This is a genomic window from Mesobacillus foraminis, from assembly GCF_004340465.1.
Lineage (GTDB): Bacteria > Bacillota > Bacilli > Bacillales > Cytobacillaceae > Mesobacillus_B > Mesobacillus_B foraminis.
On record NZ_SLVV01000001.1, the window covers coordinates 433,785 to 455,106 of the forward strand.

Genomic DNA, 21,322 nt, shown 5'->3' on the forward strand with positions numbered 1-21,322 from the left:
CAAAAAAATTTGCTATGCTCCTAAAGGCAGCTCTCTACTTATTTAGCGGCTTTTCTTTTGCTCCACATTGAACTCGATTAAGTTCCCATCTGGATCACTGCAGAAGATTTGTGCAAAACCACTTTTGCTATTTGGCTTTTCCAGTACAGGCACTCCTTTTTCCTTCAGATAGTTTAAGGTGTGATCATAATCCAGTACTCTCACGGCAAAGTGTCCATCCCTGGAACTGATCTTCCGGCTGGGACGTAGTGTTTCCGCTTCTGGACAAACAATTAAATGAAGGTGCTGATATCCAACCTGGTACCAGGCACCAGGAAAATCAAATGGAGGGCGCTCGATTTCAGGAAAACCCAGAATATCACCGTAAAAAGCCTTTGCCTCGTTTAAATGGACGACCGCTAAGCTTACATGATGGATTCCTTCTGTTTTAATCACTTTTATGCCACCGCCGTTTCTTCTTATTTATAGGAGTGTTCTGGAAATTCAATCTTAATCGCATTTTGCTGTGCTTCCAGGCAAAGCTCAGCCGCCTTGAACGCATGCTCCTGTGTCATCGCATTTTCCGTTCCATTTAAACAGTCCAGGATAAAATCTCCGAAAAATGGGAAACCGACTTTTCCTGAGCAATCGAAATGCTGCTCGCCCTCATGATTGACAAGATATAGATGGTTGGATGTATTTTCCCTGCCAATATCGATGTATTTTCTCACCTCGATATAGCCGTCTGTACCGAGGATAATGACACGGCCATCCCCCCATGTGCCCAAGCCATCAGGAGTCAGCCAATCCACCCGGAAGTAAAAGGTTGCCCCATTATCCGCGACAAGAGTCGCATCTCCAAAGTCTTGAAAATCCGGATACTTTTTAAAGCTGTAGTTTGCTACTTTGCTATGAAGGACTTTGGCATCCTTTGCACCAGCAAAATGAAGAAATTGTTCGATTTGGTGGCTCCCGATATCACATAAAATTCCGCCAAATCGCTCAGGATCAAAGAACCATTCAGGGCGGCCTTCTGGACGCGCACGATGAGGACCTGTGCCGATGACCTGAACAACCCTGCCAATGGCACCTTCTTCAATCAGCTGGCCGGCGTATACGGCACTCTCAACATGAAGCCGCTCACTATAGTAAATTCCCCATTTCAGGCCCGTTTCTTCTGTTTTCTTCCTTGCCTTTGCTAATTGGTCCATTTTTGTGAAGGCTGGCTTGTCTACAAAGTAATGCTTCCCATGATCCATGGCTTTAAGTCCCAGCTCATAGCGTTCAGATGGTATGCATGCCCCGGCAATTAGCTTGATTGAGGGATCCTTAAGGATTTCATCTTCGGATAAGGCAGCTTTAACCCCAGGGTAAGTGGAGCAAAACTGTTCGACCTTCTGGGGGTCCGGGTCATAAACACATACAAGATTTCCTCCTGCTTCAATCAATCCGTTGCACATCCCGTAAATATGGCCATGGTCCAGACCTATGGCCGCAAATGGAAACTCTCCCTCTCCCACTGTACGGACAATCTTCTCGCCTTTTGGCGCGTAATTCATTCCATCACTTTTATTCACCATTACCGCTCCTTTCCGTTTCCTAGGATTCCTTAATTGTTCCCGCCTGAAGTGATCGTATTTTCCGCAAAGTTTTCGATACTATTTTTCTTCTCGTAAAAATGGACCGCATTCTCCAGGATCCCTTCCCTCGTATAAAAAGGACTGTCAGGCTTCAGCGGAAGACGTACTGTTTCTCCATAGCTTGCTGACTGAAAAATGGCCGTTATAAGCTCGAGCGTCCGCCTGCCCTGGATTCCGTCAACAAGAAGATCTTTCTCGCCTTCAACAGCCAGTAAAACATCATGGATTTGCCCTGTATGACCCTCATGCTTCAGCTCTGGCTGGCTTTCGTACACATTCTGCAGCTCTAGCTCCAGAGCGCTGTCTTCTTCTGGAAATCCATTTTGCTTCGACTTTGATGCCGCAACTTTCCAGGGGACAGAAACACGGGCTTTTTTCCCCTGGAAAATTAACTGCTGTTCCTCGCCGTGATGGACAACGGAGCTGGTTATCTGTGCCAGGCTGCCATCAGGATAGCGGGCTATTGCAATCGAAAGGTCTTCGACTTCTGCATTATCATGTGAGGTGTTACTCATCACAGCCGTTATTTCAGCCGGCATTCCGTTCATCCATTGAAAGATATCGATATGGTGAACCGCATGATTCAGGGTGCAGCCGCCGCCCTCTTTTTCCCATGTGCCCCGCCACCACAGATCGTAGTAGCTGTAGCCCCGCCACCAAAAAGAATCAACCTGGGTATGAACGATAGGTCCCATCAGTCTGGTTTCAAGGACATTTTTTAACTTCATCATCGGAGTCGTAAAACGGTTCTGTGCGACAACCGATAAAAGTTTTCCGCTGTTCTTTGCCGCTTCAAGCATCCTGTCGCATTCTTCAAGTGAAGAGGCCATCGGCTTTTCCACTACTACATGAATCCCCGCATTTAAAAATGCAATCGAGGTTTCAGCATGAGTATATGGAGGTGTACAGACAGAGACAAGATCAATCTCAGAATGCTCAAGAAGATCGCTGTAATCCTTGTATACTTTGGCAGGTAGCTGGTATTGTGCCACCAGCTTTTCCGCTTTCTCGGAATAGATATCACATACAGCTACAATCCTGCATTTTTCCGGGAACTGCAGGTACGCTTTGATATGCGCAGATGATATTGCTCCGGCTCCAACAATTGCGATTCTCAGCATTTTAATTCGACTCCTTTTAGATTGAATTTTTGAAAGCAGTTCTTTGCTGTTGGATCTCCTCTTGCCTAAATCTTCTAAAAATAGGCTGCTTAACCACGGTAACTGCCTGTCATGAAAATCCGGCTGGTCTCCCGGATTTTCAGCCTTTTAAAATAACAACATCCTTGGCTTTCACCTTCAATTTCATTCCGGCTTCATATGTTTGGTTATCGAGCAAAGAATGGTATGTTTTGGGCAGGGCAATTTCTCTTTCCTCTTCGGCATGGTTGAGCACAAAAGTAAAGATCTCGTCCCCTTTCTTCCTTTCTGTGATTTCAACCCCTTCGCCAGACTCAATCTTGCAAGCTATTTCGTAGTTGCTGGCTGTTTGTTTAAATAACTTCTTTAAAAAATCCAGATCAGGGTAGCTGGCTATATACCAGGCTTCTCCACCGCCAAACTTGTTCCTGGTAACAGCCGGTGTATTCGCATAGAAGTCTTTTCCGTATGTACCTATGGTCTCTGCCCCTAATGTTTTCACTACATCAAAGATCATGTTGCATGGATATTCTCCTTTTAATTCACCTGACTCCACACATATACTGTTAAAGTCCTGGGGAAGTAAGGTATCGGTCTCATCAATCCTGATTCCCAGCAGTTTTTTGAACAGGCCTGGCCGGTCATCAAGAATCGCGTTATCATTTTCATCCACAATCCCGCTCAAAAAGGTGGTAATGAAGGTTCCGCCTTTTGCTGTAAATTGTTCTGCTTTCTTATGGTAGTCATCCTTCACCATATGCAAGAGAGGTGCAATGACAACATCATATTGATCCAGTTCGGTATCCGGCCCAATTACATCTACCGGAATATTTAAAGCAAACAAGGCTTTGTAAAAGTGAATCATGGTTTGCTGATAGCTGATATGCCGGGACGGGCCATCGGAAATTTCCACTGCCCACCAGCTGTCCCAGTCGAATACCATCGCTACCCTTGCGCTTGTTTCCGAACCTGTAAGCTGGTCGCCTAACAATGACAGTTCTTCCCCCAGCTGCCTGGCCTCGATAAAAAACCTGGTATCATTGCGGCCGGCATGATTTATCAGCGCACCATGGTATTTTTCGGAAGCCCCCTTTGACTGACGCATCTGGAAAAACAAAACCGAATCAGAACCATGAGCAATGGCCTGGTAGCTCCATAAACGCATGACTCCCGGCCTTTTTACAGGATTGATGTCCCTGCAGGCTGTCGTTGTAGGCGTCTGTTCCATCAACCAAAACGGCTGCCCGTTTTTTAATCCCCTCATCAAATCATGCGTCAGTGCCATTCGTGCTTCAGATTTCATATCCGGCGGATAATTATCCCAGGAGATGAAATCCAGATGCTTCGCCCATTTAAAATAATCCAGTGGCCTGTACATCCCCATAAAATTGGTTGTTACCGGGATAGCCGGTGTGATTTTATTCAGCTCTTCTTTCTCTGACAGGAAGTTATTCAGAAGACTGTCTGAATTAAAACGCATATAGTCAAGGGTGATCCCCTGAAAAGCCGTTACATTCTCTCTCCCATAATGCTCGCTTAATGCATTAGGTACGACAATGTCATCCCAGTCATAGAAGTAGTGGGACCAAAACATGGTGTTCCAAGCTTCATTCAGTTTCTCGATTGTTCCATATTTATGATGAAGCCAGTTGCGGAATGCCTTTTCACAGTTTTCACAATAACAAGACCCGCCATATTCGTTGTTGACATGCCAGGCAATGATGTTGTCATACCCCGCATATCTCTCCGCCATTTTTTGGGCCATCAGCCTTGAATATCCTTTATATACAGGACTGTTCGGGCATGAATTATGCCTCTGCCCAAATTTATGTTTCAGTCCCTGAAAATCTGTACGTGTTACTTCCGGGTACTTTCTGGCCATCCAGGCTGGATGGGCGGCTGTCCCGGTGGCAAGGCATACCTTTTTCCCCTCTTTATGCAATCGCTCCATAATTTTATCCATAAGGGAAAAATCGTACGTCTCCTCATCCTTTTGAATCATGGACCAGGAAAACACACCAACAGTCAGAGTATCTATATGTGCCTCCTCAAATAACGCCATGTCTTCCGACCAAATCTCCTCAGGCCATTGTTCCGGGTTATAATCCCCGCCATAATGTATTTTGTTCATATGGACTCCTTTCTTCTACCCTTAAAAAGTTAAATTCAATATCTTTCAGAATCTCCCTTGTGTTCAGCATGATGAAAAAAGCAACGATACTGGAGACAAAAATAATTAGAAAATCGGTCGTCATCATGGAGGCAAATCCAACTATGAATAAAATCAGCACGTTGCCGATTGAATTTTTAAATTTACGGAAGCTGTAATAAACAGACAGCTTGAGTAAGTCTATGATTCTAAATTTGTATAATGAATTAATAGCCATAATGGTAATGGACAGTACGGACAGAAAAACAATCAGGAGTGAAATGATAATGGATAGGGCCTGGTTTGTACTGGATGCGGACTGCTGAAAATATTGCAGATCCACCATTAAAATAAAGTAGGCTGCCAGTATCGATATCCAAACTGCTAATGTTGTTTTTATACTAGATTTATATCCATGAATAAAATCAGACACAGGAGACAATTCTTTGGTTTTTAAGAGCTTATCCATTGAATAAAACAAGGCGGATATGGCCGGCCCAGAAGGAATCAGGGCTAATAAATATAAGCTGATATTGGAGAAATCCGGTTTTAGCGTCATGAAAAAACCGATAAAAACGGCGTTTGCCAAAACAAACAGAAGGTTTGTCATCAGTAGCCAATAAATATAATTCGAAAATGTAAATAAGATTCCCTGCCCAAATTCTTTTCTTTCCACTTGATCTTCACCTTCTTTGATGGTTTTCACGTTCGCGTTCCTGACTCTCCAGCTTAGTAAATCAGGCTGCCCCTCACTTTTGGGAAGGGGCAACCTCAATGCTGTTATTTATTCTTCTTATACTCTTTATAGGTTTTATTCGCAATCTCCAGATATTGATCTAACCCTTGACCTTTAAGTTCTTCAACAAATTTATCGAATTCCTTCAGGTCACGGTCTCCCATAATAAACTTCAGTGTATTTTGATCCGTGTAGTCTTTTAGCGGCGTGCTAAGCAAAGATACTTTTTCTCGATCCTGCACCGAATACGGGATTGGAGGATCTTGAGGAATCGTGGTTTTTGTTTTTGCCATATCTTCCTGGAACTTCACTTCTTCCTCACTCATCATGGAATGCAGCAGCTCGGTCGTGCCTCCATAGGCGAATACTCCGCCAGAGAAACCATAGTCAACACGTAAATCTTTGGTTCCTTCTGGATTTAAACCATTATAATTCACATCTTCAACAAGCTTCCTTACTCCGTTTTCTTTGGTAAAGGTTGTTCCCTCGACTCCCCACTTGGCGAATTCCTGTCCTTCATCGCTATAATAGAGCCAGTCAATGAACTGCAGGATGGCTTCAAAGTTCTCGCTTTCCTTTGCCTTTGCAGAAATCATTACACCGTTTTCCAGCCTGGAACCTCCCATAAGCTGCCCCGCAGGCCCACCTGGAACGGTAATTTTAGAAATGGAATATTTGCCTTTGCCCAGGGTTTTATCCATATCAGTTCGGTGAAGGTTGACCGTTTGAGAATTTCCATTGATAATGAAGGACTTGCCTGTAACAAATTTTTGGATGGCCTGATCATCTTCTTGTGTGAAGCTTTCTTTATCCAGAAGGCCTTCCTCTGTCAGTTTATGAAAATACTCAAGCATCTCTTTATATTCATTTGTCGTTGCAGCGTAGATGAATTCGTCCTTGGATTCATCATAGGATAATCCGTTTCCGAATCCCCAGCCCGCTTTAGTTCCAAAGCCGGTTGCCGCGATGTTCAGCGTGCTGTTGAAAGTGAACCTGTCTGAAAATGGCGTAACATCAGGATAGAGTTCTTTTAATTTTTTCATAGCGGTGTAAAGCTCATCCCAGGTTGCCGGGATTTCAATATTATGTTTCTCGAAGATATCGGTTCTGATCAGAAGCGTGTAATCCGGCCAAACCTCTTCATGCAGTCCCGGCAGCAGATAGTACTTCCCGTCGTTTTGTCTTAAGCCGTCGATTTCAGCTTCCAGATTCCATTTTTCAACCTTTTCCTTAAAATGCGGCATTTTGTCGATATAATCACTTACAGGCAGAATAGCACCAGAAGCGACGAATGCCGATTCTTCTCCAGGATATGTTTTTGGAATGACAAGCGGTGCATCTCCCGAACTGATTAACAGGCTTCGTTTTTGCGGATAATCACTCAATGGCACAAGGGTCGGCTTCAGCGTGACATTAGTGGTTTCTGTGATTTTCTCCCATAATAGCCAGTCCTTTTTATATGGATAAGTTGGCTGATCCATATATAGAATGGACAAATCAAATTTTTCCTCTGCTTTGAAGGTATCCCCTGCCTTATACCCTTCCATTGCTCCTTTTGATGTATTGCCCCCATCTTTTCCGGCAGACTCATTGCTGCTGCAGCCCACCATAAGGGCAGCTGACAAACCGATTGCCCCCAGGCTGCTGAACAATCTTTTCATACCAATTCCCATTTTCTTTCCCCCTGTTTTTTCATTTATATGGTAAAAAAGTAAAACCAAATTTGTTCTTCCTACTTCACCGACCCCAGCATGACACCGGTTACAAAATACTTTTGGACAAATGGATAAATGGTCAAGATCGGCAGAATGGTAAGTACCATGGTCACAGACTTAATATTTGCGGCAATCTGGGTCAGATTATCCGCTGAGGTTGCTCCGGAGTTCATTCCGCTCGTAGCGCCCGCAATCATATTTCGTAAATAAATTGTTACAGGGAACAGCTCTTTTTGATCAAGGTATAAGAAAGCACTGAACCATGAATTCCAGTAGGCAACTGCATAAAAGAGGATCATGGTCGCAATGACCGCCTTACTTAGTGGCAAAATAATTTTTAGCAATATACCGTATTGATTTAAGCCATCGATCGAAGCAGCTTCTTCCAGTTCATCAGGCATATTTTCAAAAAAGGATTTCATGATGAGCATGTTATAGATGCTGATCGCGCCTGGAAGGACAATGGCCCACATTGTATTTGCCATGCCAAGGCTGTTGATCAGGACGTAGTTAGGGATTAATCCGCCGTTAAAAAACATGGTGAAGACGGCGAATAGGGTTAATGGCCTGCGTCCAATCAGGCGTTTTTTTGATAATGCATAGGCAAACATCGTGGTGAGCACCATGGATATGGCTGTGCCGACGACTGTATAAATCACCGTGTTTTTATAATTCGTCCAGAACATCGTATCCTTAATAACCGTTTTATAGGTTTCAACATTGAAGCCTCTCGGGAAAAGACTAACCTTTCCTGAATTGATGTAAGCCTCACTGCTGAAAGACTGTGCAACCACATTTATAAACGGATAGAGCGTTAAGAAGACGATCAGCAAAAGAATAATTGTGTTGAATACTTTAAAGATCTTGTATTGTATGGATTCCTTCATTACTGCTCACTCCTTACCAAAGGCTTCTTTCAGTCAGTTTGCGGGAAATTGAATTAGCTGTCAGGACCAGGATCAATCCAATCAGGGATTCGAATAATCCAATTGCAGTTGCATAGCTGAAATTATTTGATTCAAGACCGATCCGGTATAAATAGGTCGAAATCACATCGGAAGTTTCATAGGTTAATGGGTTGTAAAGAAGCAGGACCTTCTCAAAACCAACGGCCATAAAACTGCCGATATTAAGTATTAAGAGTGTTACGATTGTCGGCAGTATTCCAGGAATGGTGATATGTAGAGTCTGCTTCCAGCGGTTGGCACCATCAATTTTTGCCGCCTCGTATAAAGAGTCATCAATCGTTGTAAGCGCCGCAAGGTAAAGAATGGCACCCCAGCCCATCCCCTGCCAAATTTCAGAGCTGATATAAATCGTCCTGAACCACTCGGCCTGCTGCATAAAAGTGATCTTGCTTCCTGTAAAAAACTCCACTAAGGCATTGATCGAGCCGTTAATTGCTGTCAGTTGGAGAATCATACCCGCAATGATGACGATCGAAAGAAAGTGAGGAAGATAAGAAGCTGTCTGCACAAACTTCTTGAACTTTCTTGATTTAACCTCGTTTAGCAAAAGCGCAAAGATAATTGGCATCGGGAAGGTGAACAGAAGTCCCAGTCCTCCCAGCATCAATGTATTTTTAAAGACATTCCAGAAAACCGGATCATTGATGAACATATTAAAATAGTGAAGGCCCACCCATTCTTCTCCATAGATATTGCCCCCTGGCATAAACCTCCGGAATGCAATAACATTTCCAACCATGGGACCGTATTTAAAAATAAGCAAATAGATAATTGGCAAGATTAATAGTGTATAAAGCTGCCAGTCTTTGCGTATTTTTGCTGAAGCAATGGCCAGCTTGCTTTTCCTGGCTGTCTGTACAGTACCAGCAGCTGTATGTGATCTTACTACATCTGTTTCCACTCAAACCCTCCACTCTTTGGTTGATGAATAATGAAAACCTGCGGCTATTGGATAATATGAAAGCCTGTGTAAAGGAACAAAGGATTCAAATCACGAAGCATATATAAAGCGCTTACTTTTTAATCAACCTCCTTCCGGTCAATCCAGGAAATAATGAAATCAAACTCAAAAGTATACTAGCAATAGTAGTATGGTAGAAAGCAGTAAATGGAACCCCTTTCATTTTTTATTAAAAGGGGATTTGCTGCTTTGATTGGTATAACTCGACTACTAGATGTACTAGTATGGTAGTAAAAGCCACTGAAGATCTTATCGCAGCTTAATAAAGAATCCAACTGACAAGTGACTGTCTGTGTTTTCAATACTTGAGCTAAATTCATTATAGCAACCGTCATATTGTTTGTCTACCGAATAAACAAAGATTTTTCATAGTTTTTTATTTTTTTAAAAAATTCCGCCTCATCACATAATCTGAAACAGATTCCCGCTTTTAATATAGTGGACGGGTGTGTTGGCAAAAGTGGTTCTAACTTGTTCAGCCAGCAGCTGCATGCCTGGCTCCTCACTTGGTGCATGCCCCAAAAAGATCATCGCTTTGTGATTTCCCTGGTATGCGGAATCCCGAACATACTCGGGGGTCTCCCACTCGGGGCCTTCACCGGCTATAATTAAATCTACACCTTTGCCTTCAAAAAGCGGGATGGCAGTCTGTCCTCCTCCTCGATACCCTGCCAATAATCCAATTCGACTGCAGGTGGCCGATATATCCCCGGCAACTCGGACAAACGGGATTTCGAGTTTCTTCTTTATCAGACTTGCAAGTTCAGGCACAGTCGCACTTGGTATATGAACAATGGAGAAGGCAGCCGCGTTCTCTTCTATAAATGCATCCCATCCTAATTGAGCAATCAACCCGGCCATAATTCCATCTGGCCGGTATTTGTGGATGTGGTCATGAAAACGGAAAATCGCCATCCCCTCCTGTTCAATCAGGCGGCGTTTCGCTTGGTACACAGGATCATTCTGAATATGTGAGATAGCTCCTTGGTGACTGTAGAAAGGATTTTCATGAGTAATGATCAGGTTCGCTCCCAGCTCTTTCGCGCGTTCAATCACGTACTGTGTAGCTATAAATGAAATAACAATGCCTTTCACCTCAGTGTTTGGCTCACCGAACAACAGTGAATCCACACTGGTTTCCAGCTCCCCGGCAGGTTTCGTTAGCTGTTTAATAACATCGTTAATGGTAGTTATGGAAATCACCCCTACTATAGTAAAAGAATTGATTAGGAATCTTGTATTCTCCTAAATCTGGATTTTGTCTTATTTTCACTTGCATTCAGGTGGCTGCCCTCAGCTCTAATAACTCGCTTACTGTCACCAGCTTGTACCCTTTAGACGAAAGCTCGCCAACCAGCATTCTAACAGCTTCTACCGTTTGCGAACGATTCCCGAACCCATCATGAAACAAAAGGACACTGCCATTCATGGCGTGTTTTCTTGATTTGCTCAAGATATGGTCCACGCCTGGCTGCTCCCAATCGAGAGCTTCCATGTTGAGGGCTCCTATTATGCTGTAGGATCGGCTATGAATGAGCGCAGATATTTTATGATCAAGATCCAGATAGGGCGGGCGAAAGGTAACTGGACGGGTTCCTGTCATATCCCGGATCAATTGCTCTGTCAACTGAACTTCCTTCTGACAATCCTCCGGTGTAAGCGTGGTGAGTTTTGGATGGGTATAGGTATGATTGCCAATTTCATGCCCTTCCTTCGAAACAGCTGAGACTATGTCCGGATATTTTTTCATCTGTTCACCAATCATAAAGAATGTTGCCTTTCCCGATACCTCCCGGAACAGATCGAGAATCTGCGGGGTGTAGACTGGATTAGGCCCATCGTCAAAGGTAATCGCTATGGCTTTATGCCTGGTATCAACTTGATTAATTATTTTTGGAATGCTCATATGCTTCCCTCCTTCCAACATTAAGTTTTGAGTTTTAAGGCACTCATAGAACTCTCATAAAAACAATAAGTTTTACAATCTTTCACTGGCAGCTGCAACTGAGCCCAGCGGCCGGGTGTCGCGGTCTTCTGGTTTCCAGATTTTATAGTTGCCACTCAAAGCCAGAAAACTAAAAAGATATAAACAATTATCGTAATAGCGGCGTACTCCTTTTCGAACAGGAGTGTTCCAGAACAGCTCGACCATTTCTCTCACGTAAGGGCCATCGGCGGCGAGAGATGCCATTGCATTCGCAGCAATGAGGCCAACAGGATGAAGTGACTTCTCGTCAAATGGCTCCCCATTGATTTTATACCTGCGATAATCATCGGGTTCCTTGCGGGAAAAGAATTTCTGAATTTTATTTGCCTCCTCCACTTCCCACTCACTGCCGCGGAACCACTCAAAATCTAGGGCAATATTGGCTGCCACGCGGTAGGAATCACTGAAAAAGTGGCCGTAGCCTCTTTCGTTATTAGGAGTGCCGTCGTAATGGGCATATTCAGGCGCCAGCCCCGTTTCCGGGTGACAGGAAATCTTCAAATAATCCCTGCTTGCGTCGGCTGCTTCTTTCCAGAATGGACGGTCTTCCGGGTAGGACCATAATGCAAACAGTTCATAAAAGTGAGGCAAATGATAGGATGGATCCGAGTACTCGCAGCTTGGTACGAACTTAATTAATTTTTTCTCTTTATTCCACATGGGAAACCCATTTCCATCCTCCCCTTTGTGAAGGCAATCCCTGAGTAAATCCCTTGCCTGTACACTGTAATTAAACGGTTCCTGTCCATCCCCCCAACGGTGGGATGCAAAGAACAGGGCCAATGCATAAAATTCTTCGCCGTCCGGAGCAGGGCCTTGTGCCCGTTTCGTCCCATCAGGAAGACATGACCAAGCGAAATAGCCAGAGTTTTCTCCTTCTGTCATATACATATGTTTTTTCGACCAAAGCCAGATCCGGTCGAATTCCTCTTTTTTATCCAGCTGGACGGCCATCATCATCCCGTAGGACATGCCTTCTGTTCTGACATCCAAATTACCCGTATCAAGCAAGTAACCGGTTTCATTATCTTGATTTTCATAGTAGATTCTTGTATCTTCATCCCCGTAAAATATTTGCTGCCAGGTATCCTCGAGCCTCGCCGTTATTTCAGACTCCGAATATCCATGCTCCTTGAACACATTGCGGTAAGTTCCTGTGTAGAATGACCCTCTATCCATTGTTGCGCCCCCTTTTCAATAATGATCTAAATTATGAAGAACCCGCTTAATCTAGGTAAAAATAAAAAAACCCCCCTCCCATCCAAACTATTTTTCAGAGTTTTTAAATTATAACACCCCGTCCAATCTTAGTGCAACCAACGAACAAAGATTGCTTCGTATTTACTGCTTAAACGAATACTTCCAGAGCGGCAAAACAGAAATTACTAAAATAAAAAAATAGTAAAAAAACTTAGTTTATTCAGTAGACTAACTAAGTTTATGCTGTTATAATAATTTTCAAGTCAGGCATCTTAAGCTACATACTTATGAAAGCCCTTTCTAAGGTCCTTTCCCTGACTATCATACTTAAAATAGGGAGGTATTTTCAGAGTATTTTCAGCTGGTACTTCGAATTCAATCTTAAAAAAAGGAGACTAAAACATGTTAAAAGTTTTGCGTAAGCCAATTATTTCTGGTTTAGCCTTAGCCTTATTGCTCCCTGCAGGAATGAACAATGCTGCTGCTGCGAATGAGCCAATCAGCGCATTGGAAGCAGCTCCTATGGATGAAAGGTATAAAGACTTCTTCTCTATTGGCGCGGCAGTAGAACCATACCAATTAACAGGGAAAGATGCAGAAGTACTGAAGCGGCATTATAACAGCATCGTGGCAGAGAATGTAATGAAGCCAATCAATATTCAGCCTGAAGAAGGAAAGTTCAACTTTGAAGAAGCCGACAAAATTGTAAAATTTGCAAAAGAAAACGGGATGGAACTGCGCTTCCACAACCTTGTATGGCACAGCCAGGTACCAGACTGGTTCTTCCTCGACGAAGCCGGTAACCCGATGGTAAATGAAACGGATCCGAAACAGCAGGCCAAAAATAAAAAACTGGTTTTAAAGCGCCTCGAAACACATATTAAAACCATTGTAAAACGCTATAAAAATGATGTCAGCTCCTGGGATGTCGTGAACGAGGTCATTGACGACTCACCACAGAATGAAAAAGGCCTGCGGGAATCGCCATGGTATAAAATCACTGGAACCGAATTTATCGAGGTGGCTTTTAAAACAGCAAATAGATATGCCGGGAAAGATGCAAAGCTTTATATCAATGACTACAACACCGAAGTAGAGCCGAAAAGAACCCATTTGTATAACCTGGTTAAGGAACTAGTGGACAAGGGTGTGCCTATTGACGGTGTCGGACATCAGTCTCATATCCAGATTGGATGGCCATCCCTGCAGGATATTGAAACATCCATCAACATGTTTGCGGATCTTGGATTGGATAATCAGATCACTGAACTTGACGTTAGTCTTTATGGCTGGCCGCCACGCCCTGCCTATCCAACCTATGATGCCATTCCGGCAAGTGAATTTGAACGTCAGGCAGTCCGTTATAACGCCTTGTTTGAGCTATATGAGAGACTGGGCGATAAAATCAGCAACGTCACTTTCTGGGGTATTGCCGACAACCACACCTGGCTGAATGACCGTGCAGAGCAGTACAACGACGGAGTTGGAAAAGATGCTCCATTTGTTTTCGATGAAGATTACAATGTAAAACCTTCTTATTGGGCCATTATGGACTAAGAAAAATCAACACAAAATCAGCTCCAGAAACATGGGGCTGATTTTCATTACTTACAGCTGAGTGATTAGCTTTTAAACTTAGACACTCTTAAATTAGATTTATACCAAATAATGGGTTTGCCTCTTGCTCGATTTACAGTATTTAAAGAATTCTAACAGTTTGTTTGTATAATGGATATACAAAGTTAGGATAATTTGATATAAATAATAGGAAGACAGAAAAAAATGGAGATGAGACAAATGGAGAAAACCTTGAAACAGAATGAACCTCTAGTCAAGCATATTTATACTGCAGATCCATCTGCTCATGTATTTGATGGCAAGATTTATATTTACCCTTCCCATGATATTGATCATGATGGCCCCACAAATGATAATGGCGACCAGTATGCAATGGAGGATTACCATGTGCTTTCGCTGGATGGTTTCGACTCCCCTTGCGTTGACCATGGCGAGGTACTTCACCTGAAAGACATCCCTTGGGCAAAGCAGCAGCTTTGGGCTCCCGATGCCGCTTTTAAAAACAATACCTATTATTTATTCTTCCCGGCAAGGGACCATGATGGTATTTTCAGACTGGGAGTAGCGACCAGTCCTAATCCTGCGGGACCATTTACGACTCAGGAAAATTACATACCGGGCAGCTTCAGTATTGACCCTGCTGTCTTAGTGGATGATGATAACCGGGCCTTTATCTATTTTGGCGGACTTTGGGGAGGACAGCTGGAAAAATGGCAGACTGGCAGCTTTATCCCCGATGCTGAAGGCCCAGCAGAATCGGAGCCTGCTTTGGGACCAAGGATTGCTGAATTAAGCGAAGATATGCTGACCTTTAAAGAGGACCCGAAGGAAATATCGATCGTTGATGAAAATGGCCAGCCGATCCTTGCAGGTGATGAGGAGCGAAGATTCTTTGAAGGTCCATGGGTCCATAAATACAATGGATACTACTATCTCTCTTATTCTACCGGAACCACACATTGCATCGTCTATGCCATGAGTAAAAATCCTGAGGGCCCATATGTTTACAAAGGAAAGATCCTTACTCCTGTATTAGGGTGGACTACTCACCATTCTATCGTACAATTTGAAGACAAATGGTATTTATTTTACCATGATTCCTCTTTATCCGGAGGGGTCAATCACAAACGAAGCGTCAAATTTACAGAATTAAAGTATAATGAAGATGGTACGATTCAGACAATTGATCCATATAAATAAGAAAAAAATCATCACCACACAGCAAATTTGTGTGGTGATTTATATTTTGTCTGGTTGAAAACTTCTGTTGACTTCCGTTCCAGGCGTTTAACCGGTAATAAATAGCCAAAAGAATTTCGGAAATGGGAATGCCGTACCTTTTTTATCGACGAACTGAAACACCACACAGCAGAGCTGTGTGGTGTTTCAGTTCGTTATTCCTGGAAAAGTGTTTACAACTTTATCAGGTTAGGTACTTTCGGGTTGGATGGGACCCAATGATCTTTCATACGCAATTAAAAGTTGCATTTTAGTGGATATTAACAAGTTTAGCTGCCTTTAGATATCTCCTCTACCATTGGCAGCGGCGCCGGCCGGTCACAGGTACTCTGCATTTTATAATACGTTTCATTGGCGGATGAATCATGAAATCCGTGCATCGCTTCCAGGACATGATAGGCCAGTTCGTCATTGGCACGATGCTTGCTGCCGCTGAGGATGGCCTGGGCCATGTCTGCCACCCCAAGGCCCCTGCTGTTTTGCGAATACCCATAAGAAAGAGGAACCTCTGCGAATTCTGTTTCACCCTTTTTCCTGATCCGGACAGGCCCGCCAAAAGTGTTCGGGTCTGGAACCAGCAGGGTTCCTTCGCTTCCATAAATTTCAATTGGAGGCAATGATGTCCCTCCAAATGCGTCGAAGCTGGTTGTAATGGTTCCAACCGCCCCTGATTCAAAATCAATGACTCCTGAAATATGGGTCGGAGTTTCAACCGGGATTTTCGACCCGGCCTTAGGTTCACTTGTAATCGTCCGTTCCGGATAACTGATCCTTGCTGAACCGGCAATTCTTTTAATCGGTCCAAGCAGGGATACCAGTGCCGTCAAATAATAAGGACCCATATCAAACATAGGGCCTCCGCCAGCTTGATAATAAAAGGCTGGATCCGGATGCCAATGTTCATGGCCGCGGTTAATCATAAACGCTGATGCACCTATTGGCGTGCCTATTTCACCTTGTTCAATCAAGCTGAGAGCTGTTTGGATCCCCGCACCTAAAAAAGTATCGGGAGCACTGCCAGCCAAAAGATTATACTTCCGAGCTGTTTCCAAGATCAGCCTGCCCTCTTCACGGGTTACAGCAAGCGGTTTTTCTGTGTAGACATGTTTTCCAGCTTCCAGGGCTTTGATGCATATCTCTGCATGGGCCTTTGGAATGGTTAAATTAATCACGAGGTCGATTTCAGGATCCAAAAGCAGCCCCTCAACGGAATAGACCCTAGGAATATTGTATTTTTCCGCCTGTGCCTGTGCCCTTTCTATATCCAGATCTGCGCAGGCCAGAACCTCAAGGTGCTCAAAGTTTTGGCAATTCTCCATATAAATGGAGCTGATAAATCCACATCCTACAATCCCGACTCTTACTTTTTCCTTCATCTAATGCTCCCTCCTCTTTTGTTCGATTATTGGCTGTCGCCCATGCCTGTATAGGAAATACGGTTCTCGTCAGCCCTAAAGTTCAATGGAGACTGATTCTGGGCAGCCTGTTTCCCTTCCGAAGCATACAGGAAGCCTCGACGCATAATCAGTGACACTTCAGGCATAGCTACAATGTTGGCCAAGTGGCCCAATGAATTATAGAAAACCCTTCCATGTCCCCAGCGTTTTGTCCATACTACAGGCATATCTACTGCTTTATTAGCTGCATGCGGGCCATCAACCACCGGGAAACGTGTAGTTGCCAACACCTCAACTGCAGGGTCGACATGCAGATAATATTGTTCACTGACCACCTTAAAGTCTGGCAGACCTTCTAAAAGCGGGCTCGATGACTGCTTAATATTGACCATATATTCAACGCCGTCGTTTCCTGGATGTGCTACCCAGTTACCGCCAGTCATGAATTGCCAGTCAACATTGTTCCGGAACGAATCGCACATCCCTCCATGGCAGCCCGCCAGGCCGACCCCGCTTATAACAGCTTCTGAAATATTTAACACATATTTTTTTGGAATATCCCCCATTGTCCAATGAGGTACAATCAAGTCCAGTGATTTTAGTTTTTCGGGATCGGAATAAGACTCCAGCGTATCGGAAACTTCGACATTAAAATTTTCCTCTTCAAGTATTCCGCGAAATATTTCTGCTACCTGGTCCGGCTCGTGACCGTCCCATCCTCCCCAGACAATCAGTGCATTTTTTTTCATTCCTTGTCACTCCTCCTTTAATCTAACTCAGATATTTGAATCCATTGCCGTTTTTCGATTGACAAATCAACCGCTTCCAAAACCTGCTGGCATTTAACGCCATCCCTGAAGTTGGGCACTGGCTGGCGGTCTTCCCGCAGAGCGTCCATTAGCTCCACCATTTCATGGATAAAGGTATGTTCATAGCCGATGGTATGTCCAGGAGGCCACCACGCTTCCGAAAAAGCATGTGCAGGGTCCGTTGCCACAACTCGGCGGAAACCTTGGACATCTTCCTTGTCATCGTTAAAGTAAACCTGCAGCTCGTTCATTCGTTCAAAGTCAAAAATGACACTTCCCTTGCTGCCATTTATTTCAAAGGAATTGGTACTCCTGTGACCGGAAGCAAAACGTGTCGCCTCAAAGGAACCCAGTGCTCCGTTTTTAAACCGAGCCAGGAATAGAGTGGCATCATCAACAGTGACCGGCCCTTTTTCTCCATCTGCATTGCTGGAAGCCGACAATCCTGCCATATTGGCTGGCAGCGGCCTTTCTTTAATGAACGTTTCATTCATTCCAATCACCTCAGCCACGTCACCGACAAGGTAATGGGCCATATCAATGAGATGAGCTCCTAAATCCCCGTGGGAACCGGAACCGGCAATCTCCTTTTGAAGTCTCCAGGCAAGAGGGAAATTGGGATCAACGAGCCAATCCTGTAAGAAAAAGGCACGGAAATGATAAATCTCCCCTAAACGCCCTTCATCCACAAGCTTTTTTGCCAGCAGCACAGCCGGGGCAAACCGATAGTTAAAACCAACCATGTGCTTGACTCCTGCAGCTTCTGCTGCCTCAAGCATTTCCTTCGAATCCCGCAATGTAAGCGCTAACGGTTTTTCGCAAAAAATATGCTTGCCTGCATGGGCGGCAGCAATAGCAATTTCTTTATGTACATCACTTGGTGCATTAATATCAATTAAATCAATGTCTTCTCTTTCTAGCAGGTTTTTCCAATCTGTTGTGGATTCTTCCCAGCCAAACTGAGCTGCCGCTTTTGCAACTTCGCTTTCATTCCGTCCGCAAATCACCTTCATTTCCGGACGCAGACTTTCCGGGAAAAACAATGGCAGGTCACGGTAAGCATGACTGTGTGCCTTCCCCATAAATTTATAGCCTACCATTCCAACTTTAATCTTTTCCAAGAGTTTACCATCCTTTCTCTTTTAATAGATTAGTAGATTCCCGTCAATGATCAAACAGACAGCATGTAAAGGTTTTCAAATCATTCTTCCTTCAGCGGGTAAAAGGAAAAATTTTACCTGTCTACACTTAGTTTAATCGATAAACTATGTCTTTGTCCATTAAAAATATTTATCGCTTGTTTACAAGTCATCAAAAGATAAAGTCAAATTGGCCGAATCACTTGCTAAAGATCACCTTATTGATTGCCTCTCTATATGGAAGTGTTAAATCGGCTACTGTAGTCTGGGGAATGGGGGATTTAGGAATGGGGGCAATGGCTTGGGTGAACCTGACAGTTATTTTTCTTCTGACCAAACCTGCCTTACGGGCTTTAAACGACTATGTACGACAGAAAAAGGCAGGGAAAGACCCTGTATTCAAGCCTGCGAAGCTGGGAATCGAAGGGGCAGACTTTTGGGAAGAAAAGTATAAGGTTCCTCTGCATACGCAAAATCAACTGAAGGAAAGAAGAACGGTTTCCTAACATAAGGAATGCTATTCATGTAGTAAAAGGAGTGCGATCTTCATTTGATTGCACTCCTTTTTATATCCAAGTTTTAAATAAATGGTAAATCTGTTCAGGAGTTCCATACATCATATCTAAGAGATGTCCCAAAAGCTATTCTTTTAAGACACCCCAAAAAAATACCATTAAAACTTAATTTACTAACTTACATTGTGCTGATGTCAATTACAAATCGGTACTTAACATCTGACGCTAACACTCGCTCGTATGCTTCGTCAATTTGATCCGCTGAAATGACTTCAATCTTAGGAACGATGCCATGTTTTCCACAGAACTCCAACATCTCCTGAGTCTCACGTATGCCTCCAATCATTGAACCAGCGAAGGAACGGCGATGACCGATCAGTGAGAATACGTTAACTGGCAATGGCTCTGCAGGCGCCCCCACGTTTACAAGAGTACCATCAAGAGTCAGCAGTGAGAAATAAGCATTAATGTCGATTTTTGCACTTACCGTGTTAATAATTAAGTCAAAGGTTCCGGCAAGTTTCTCGAATGTTTCTGGGTCGTTTGTTGCATAGTAGTTGTCTGCGCCGAATTGCAAACCGTCGTCCTTTTTATTCAATGTTTGTGACAGAACGGTCACCTCTGCACCCATGGCATGTGCTATTTTGACAGCCATATGCCCAAGACCGCCCATACCAACAACCGCTATTTTCTTATCTGGACCCGCTCCCCAGTGATTTAGTGGAGAATATGTCGTAATACCTGCACACAGCAGTGGTGCGGCGACGTCGAGCTCAATGCTATCAGGGATTCTGACTACGAAGTCCTCAGTTACTACAATGTGGGTAGAATAACCACCTTGAGTGGGCTCGCCATATTTATCCACACCAGCGTAGGTAGGGACATTTCCTTTCAGACAGTATTGTTCTTCTCCTTTACGGCAGTTGTCGCATTCACCGCAGGAATCAACCATACATCCGACCCCTACCCGGTCACCGACCTTGTACTTCGTGACCTCAGCTCCTACATCCGTGACAATTCCAGCAATTTCGTGTCCAGGCACGAGTGGATAGTTCACGGGACCCCATTCTCCGTGTGCAGTATGGATGTCAGAGTGGCATATTCCCGCATATTTAATTTCAATTAGAACGTCATGCAAGTCAAGATCGCGTCGTTTAATTTCAGCAGCCCGAAAGGCTTTGTCCGGGCCATCAACAGCTCGTGCTTTAGCAGTTATCATTAAGAAAACCTCCTAAAATTTATATTTTTCAAGAGAATGTGCCTGTATCAGGTAAATGAATTGCTCAGGGTAAACTTCCCTTCACCCAGTTCTATCCCTACTTTTTTCTCTTGTAAAACAATGTTAATCCTTATAGTTAACTCTAGGTCAAGTAATTAATCTATATTTCTTTTGAAGAGCTCCCCCGGCTATACAGGTTTCATATCATCTACCAATCTTGCCTATACTTTTTCCATAGTAAGTATACTTCTATTAAACCTAGGTGACTTTTACCTCCATTAAGATGACTTTGACATTCAGAAAATACCGTGGTAAACTCCCTTCATAAAAAATAGAGTTAACTCAAAGTCTATGCCATTAAGAAAGGGAGCTCAATGTTGAAAACATTTTCTATAGGCGAAGTTGCAAAAGAATTAAATCTTACAGTATATACCTTGCGTTACTACGACAAAGAGGGACTTATGCCTTTTGTAGAGAGGACAGCCAGCGGAACACGATTGTTTAAAAAATCCGATATTGACGCTTTAAGGGTAATTGAATGTCTGAAATCCACAGGAATGCCTATTAAGGAAATTAAAAATTTTATTGATTGGTGTTCTGATGGGGATGCTACGTTGAAGCAAAGATATGACATGTTCATGGAAAGAAAAGCTAATGTAGAAGCACAGATAGAAGAACTAAAAAAAACTATGGAACTTATCGAGCATAAATGTTCTTATTACAAGACTGCTTTAGAAGCTGGGACTGAAGAAATTCATAAAAACAATAAAATAGGGACTTCTATTACTCCTTAACAGAAGATCACCTGTAATTCATTAAATATATGAAATACAGGTGTGCAGTCAAATAGTTGGAAAATTGATAAAGAGTAATGCAAACTTATAACTTCTCGTTTTAAAATTATGTCCCAGGAAACAAGTATCTAATAGATGTATCGATAAACATAATATTC

19 protein-coding genes are annotated in these 21,322 nt (G+C 43.4%); 4 read left to right on the forward strand and 15 right to left on the reverse strand.

The annotated features are described in order from the left end of the window. Window positions 1-42: 42 nt before the first annotated feature. The 11 genes from EV146_RS02045 to EV146_RS02095 all read right to left on the reverse strand — a co-directional run bounded on the left by EV146_RS02045 (window position 43) and on the right by EV146_RS02095 (window position 12,453). A complete protein-coding gene (locus tag EV146_RS02045) occupies window positions 43-435 on the reverse strand; it encodes a VOC family protein (protein WP_132001268.1) in 393 nt (130 codons plus the stop codon). A gap of 23 nt (window positions 436-458) precedes the next feature. After that, window positions 459-1,556 carry a Gfo/Idh/MocA family protein gene (locus EV146_RS02050; protein ID WP_132001492.1) on the reverse strand — a complete coding sequence of 366 codons (1,098 nt, stop codon included), beginning with the start codon at window positions 1,554-1,556 and terminating at the stop codon, window positions 459-461. Between the two features lie 32 nt (window positions 1,557-1,588). Next, entirely contained in the window at window positions 1,589-2,740 is a 1,152-nt protein-coding gene (locus EV146_RS02055) for a Gfo/Idh/MocA family protein (protein WP_132001271.1), read from the reverse strand. A 139-nt stretch (window positions 2,741-2,879) separates the two neighbouring features. Beyond that, window positions 2,880-4,889, reverse strand: a complete 2,010-nt coding sequence (locus EV146_RS02060) for a beta-galactosidase (RefSeq protein WP_132001274.1) — start codon at window positions 4,887-4,889, stop codon at window positions 2,880-2,882. After that, window positions 4,858-5,613, reverse strand: a complete 756-nt coding sequence (locus EV146_RS02065) for a DUF624 domain-containing protein (protein WP_241993778.1) — start codon at window positions 5,611-5,613, stop codon at window positions 4,858-4,860. Before EV146_RS02065 ends, EV146_RS02060 begins: the two co-directional genes overlap by 32 nt. A gap of 74 nt (window positions 5,614-5,687) precedes the next feature. Continuing rightward, window positions 5,688-7,316 (reverse strand): ABC transporter substrate-binding protein, encoded by a 1,629-nt coding sequence (locus tag EV146_RS02070; protein ID WP_121613765.1) that lies wholly within the window; start codon window positions 7,314-7,316, stop codon window positions 5,688-5,690. Between the two features lie 59 nt (window positions 7,317-7,375). Beyond that, window positions 7,376-8,245: a carbohydrate ABC transporter permease gene (locus EV146_RS02075; protein WP_132001277.1), complete on the reverse strand. Its 870-nt coding sequence runs from the start codon at window positions 8,243-8,245 to the stop codon at window positions 7,376-7,378. 13 nt (window positions 8,246-8,258) lie between these two features. Beyond that, window positions 8,259-9,227: an ABC transporter permease gene (locus tag EV146_RS02080; RefSeq protein ID WP_132001280.1), complete on the reverse strand. Its 969-nt coding sequence runs from the start codon at window positions 9,225-9,227 to the stop codon at window positions 8,259-8,261. Between the two features lie 462 nt (window positions 9,228-9,689). Then, on the reverse strand, window positions 9,690-10,490 hold the full coding sequence (locus tag EV146_RS02085) for a Nif3-like dinuclear metal center hexameric protein (protein WP_338419205.1): 801 nt from the start codon (window positions 10,488-10,490) through the stop codon (window positions 9,690-9,692). A gap of 76 nt (window positions 10,491-10,566) precedes the next feature. Beyond that, window positions 10,567-11,193 (reverse strand): polysaccharide deacetylase family protein, encoded by a 627-nt coding sequence (locus EV146_RS02090; RefSeq protein ID WP_132001283.1) that lies wholly within the window; start codon window positions 11,191-11,193, stop codon window positions 10,567-10,569. A gap of 72 nt (window positions 11,194-11,265) precedes the next feature. Then, window positions 11,266-12,453: a family 8 glycosyl hydrolase gene (locus EV146_RS02095; RefSeq protein ID WP_132001286.1), complete on the reverse strand. Its 1,188-nt coding sequence runs from the start codon at window positions 12,451-12,453 to the stop codon at window positions 11,266-11,268. 423 nt (window positions 12,454-12,876) lie between these two features. Here EV146_RS02095 and EV146_RS02100 point away from each other — a divergent pair, with 423 nt between their 5' ends. Together EV146_RS02100 and EV146_RS02105 are read left to right on the forward strand one after the other, a co-directional pair. Beyond that, window positions 12,877-14,031 carry an endo-1,4-beta-xylanase gene (locus tag EV146_RS02100; protein ID WP_132001289.1) on the forward strand — a complete coding sequence of 385 codons (1,155 nt, stop codon included), beginning with the start codon at window positions 12,877-12,879 and terminating at the stop codon, window positions 14,029-14,031. Between the two features lie 240 nt (window positions 14,032-14,271). After that, on the forward strand, window positions 14,272-15,252 hold the full coding sequence (locus EV146_RS02105) for a glycoside hydrolase family 43 protein (RefSeq protein WP_132001292.1): 981 nt from the start codon (window positions 14,272-14,274) through the stop codon (window positions 15,250-15,252). Between the two features lie 308 nt (window positions 15,253-15,560). On the opposite strand, the gene EV146_RS02110 is transcribed toward EV146_RS02105, so the two are convergent. From EV146_RS02110 to EV146_RS02120, 3 genes are read right to left on the reverse strand one after another with little or no spacing between them, the layout of a single operon-like run. Beyond that, a complete protein-coding gene (locus EV146_RS02110) occupies window positions 15,561-16,667 on the reverse strand; it encodes a Gfo/Idh/MocA family protein (RefSeq protein WP_132001295.1) in 1,107 nt (368 codons plus the stop codon). Window positions 16,668-16,693: 26 nt separating this feature from the next. Beyond that, complete coding sequence (locus EV146_RS02115; RefSeq protein WP_132001298.1) at window positions 16,694-17,437, reverse strand: ThuA domain-containing protein; 744 nt, start codon at window positions 17,435-17,437, stop codon at window positions 16,694-16,696. A gap of 17 nt (window positions 17,438-17,454) precedes the next feature. Continuing rightward, window positions 17,455-18,597, reverse strand: a complete 1,143-nt coding sequence (locus EV146_RS02120; RefSeq protein ID WP_373566075.1) for a Gfo/Idh/MocA family protein — start codon at window positions 18,595-18,597, stop codon at window positions 17,455-17,457. Between the two features lie 242 nt (window positions 18,598-18,839). Here EV146_RS02120 and EV146_RS02125 point away from each other — a divergent pair, with 242 nt between their 5' ends. Continuing rightward, window positions 18,840-19,142: an alanine:cation symporter family protein gene (locus EV146_RS02125; RefSeq protein WP_241993779.1), complete on the forward strand. Its 303-nt coding sequence runs from the start codon at window positions 18,840-18,842 to the stop codon at window positions 19,140-19,142. 187 nt (window positions 19,143-19,329) lie between these two features. Here EV146_RS02125 and EV146_RS02130 read toward each other — a convergent pair whose 3' ends face one another. Beyond that, complete coding sequence (locus EV146_RS02130; RefSeq protein ID WP_132001307.1) at window positions 19,330-20,370, reverse strand: NAD(P)-dependent alcohol dehydrogenase; 1,041 nt, start codon at window positions 20,368-20,370, stop codon at window positions 19,330-19,332. A gap of 377 nt (window positions 20,371-20,747) precedes the next feature. On the opposite strand from EV146_RS02130, the gene EV146_RS02135 reads away from it, so the two are divergent. Then, on the forward strand, window positions 20,748-21,164 hold the full coding sequence (locus EV146_RS02135) for a MerR family transcriptional regulator (protein ID WP_132001501.1): 417 nt from the start codon (window positions 20,748-20,750) through the stop codon (window positions 21,162-21,164). Window positions 21,165-21,322 lie beyond the last annotated feature (158 nt).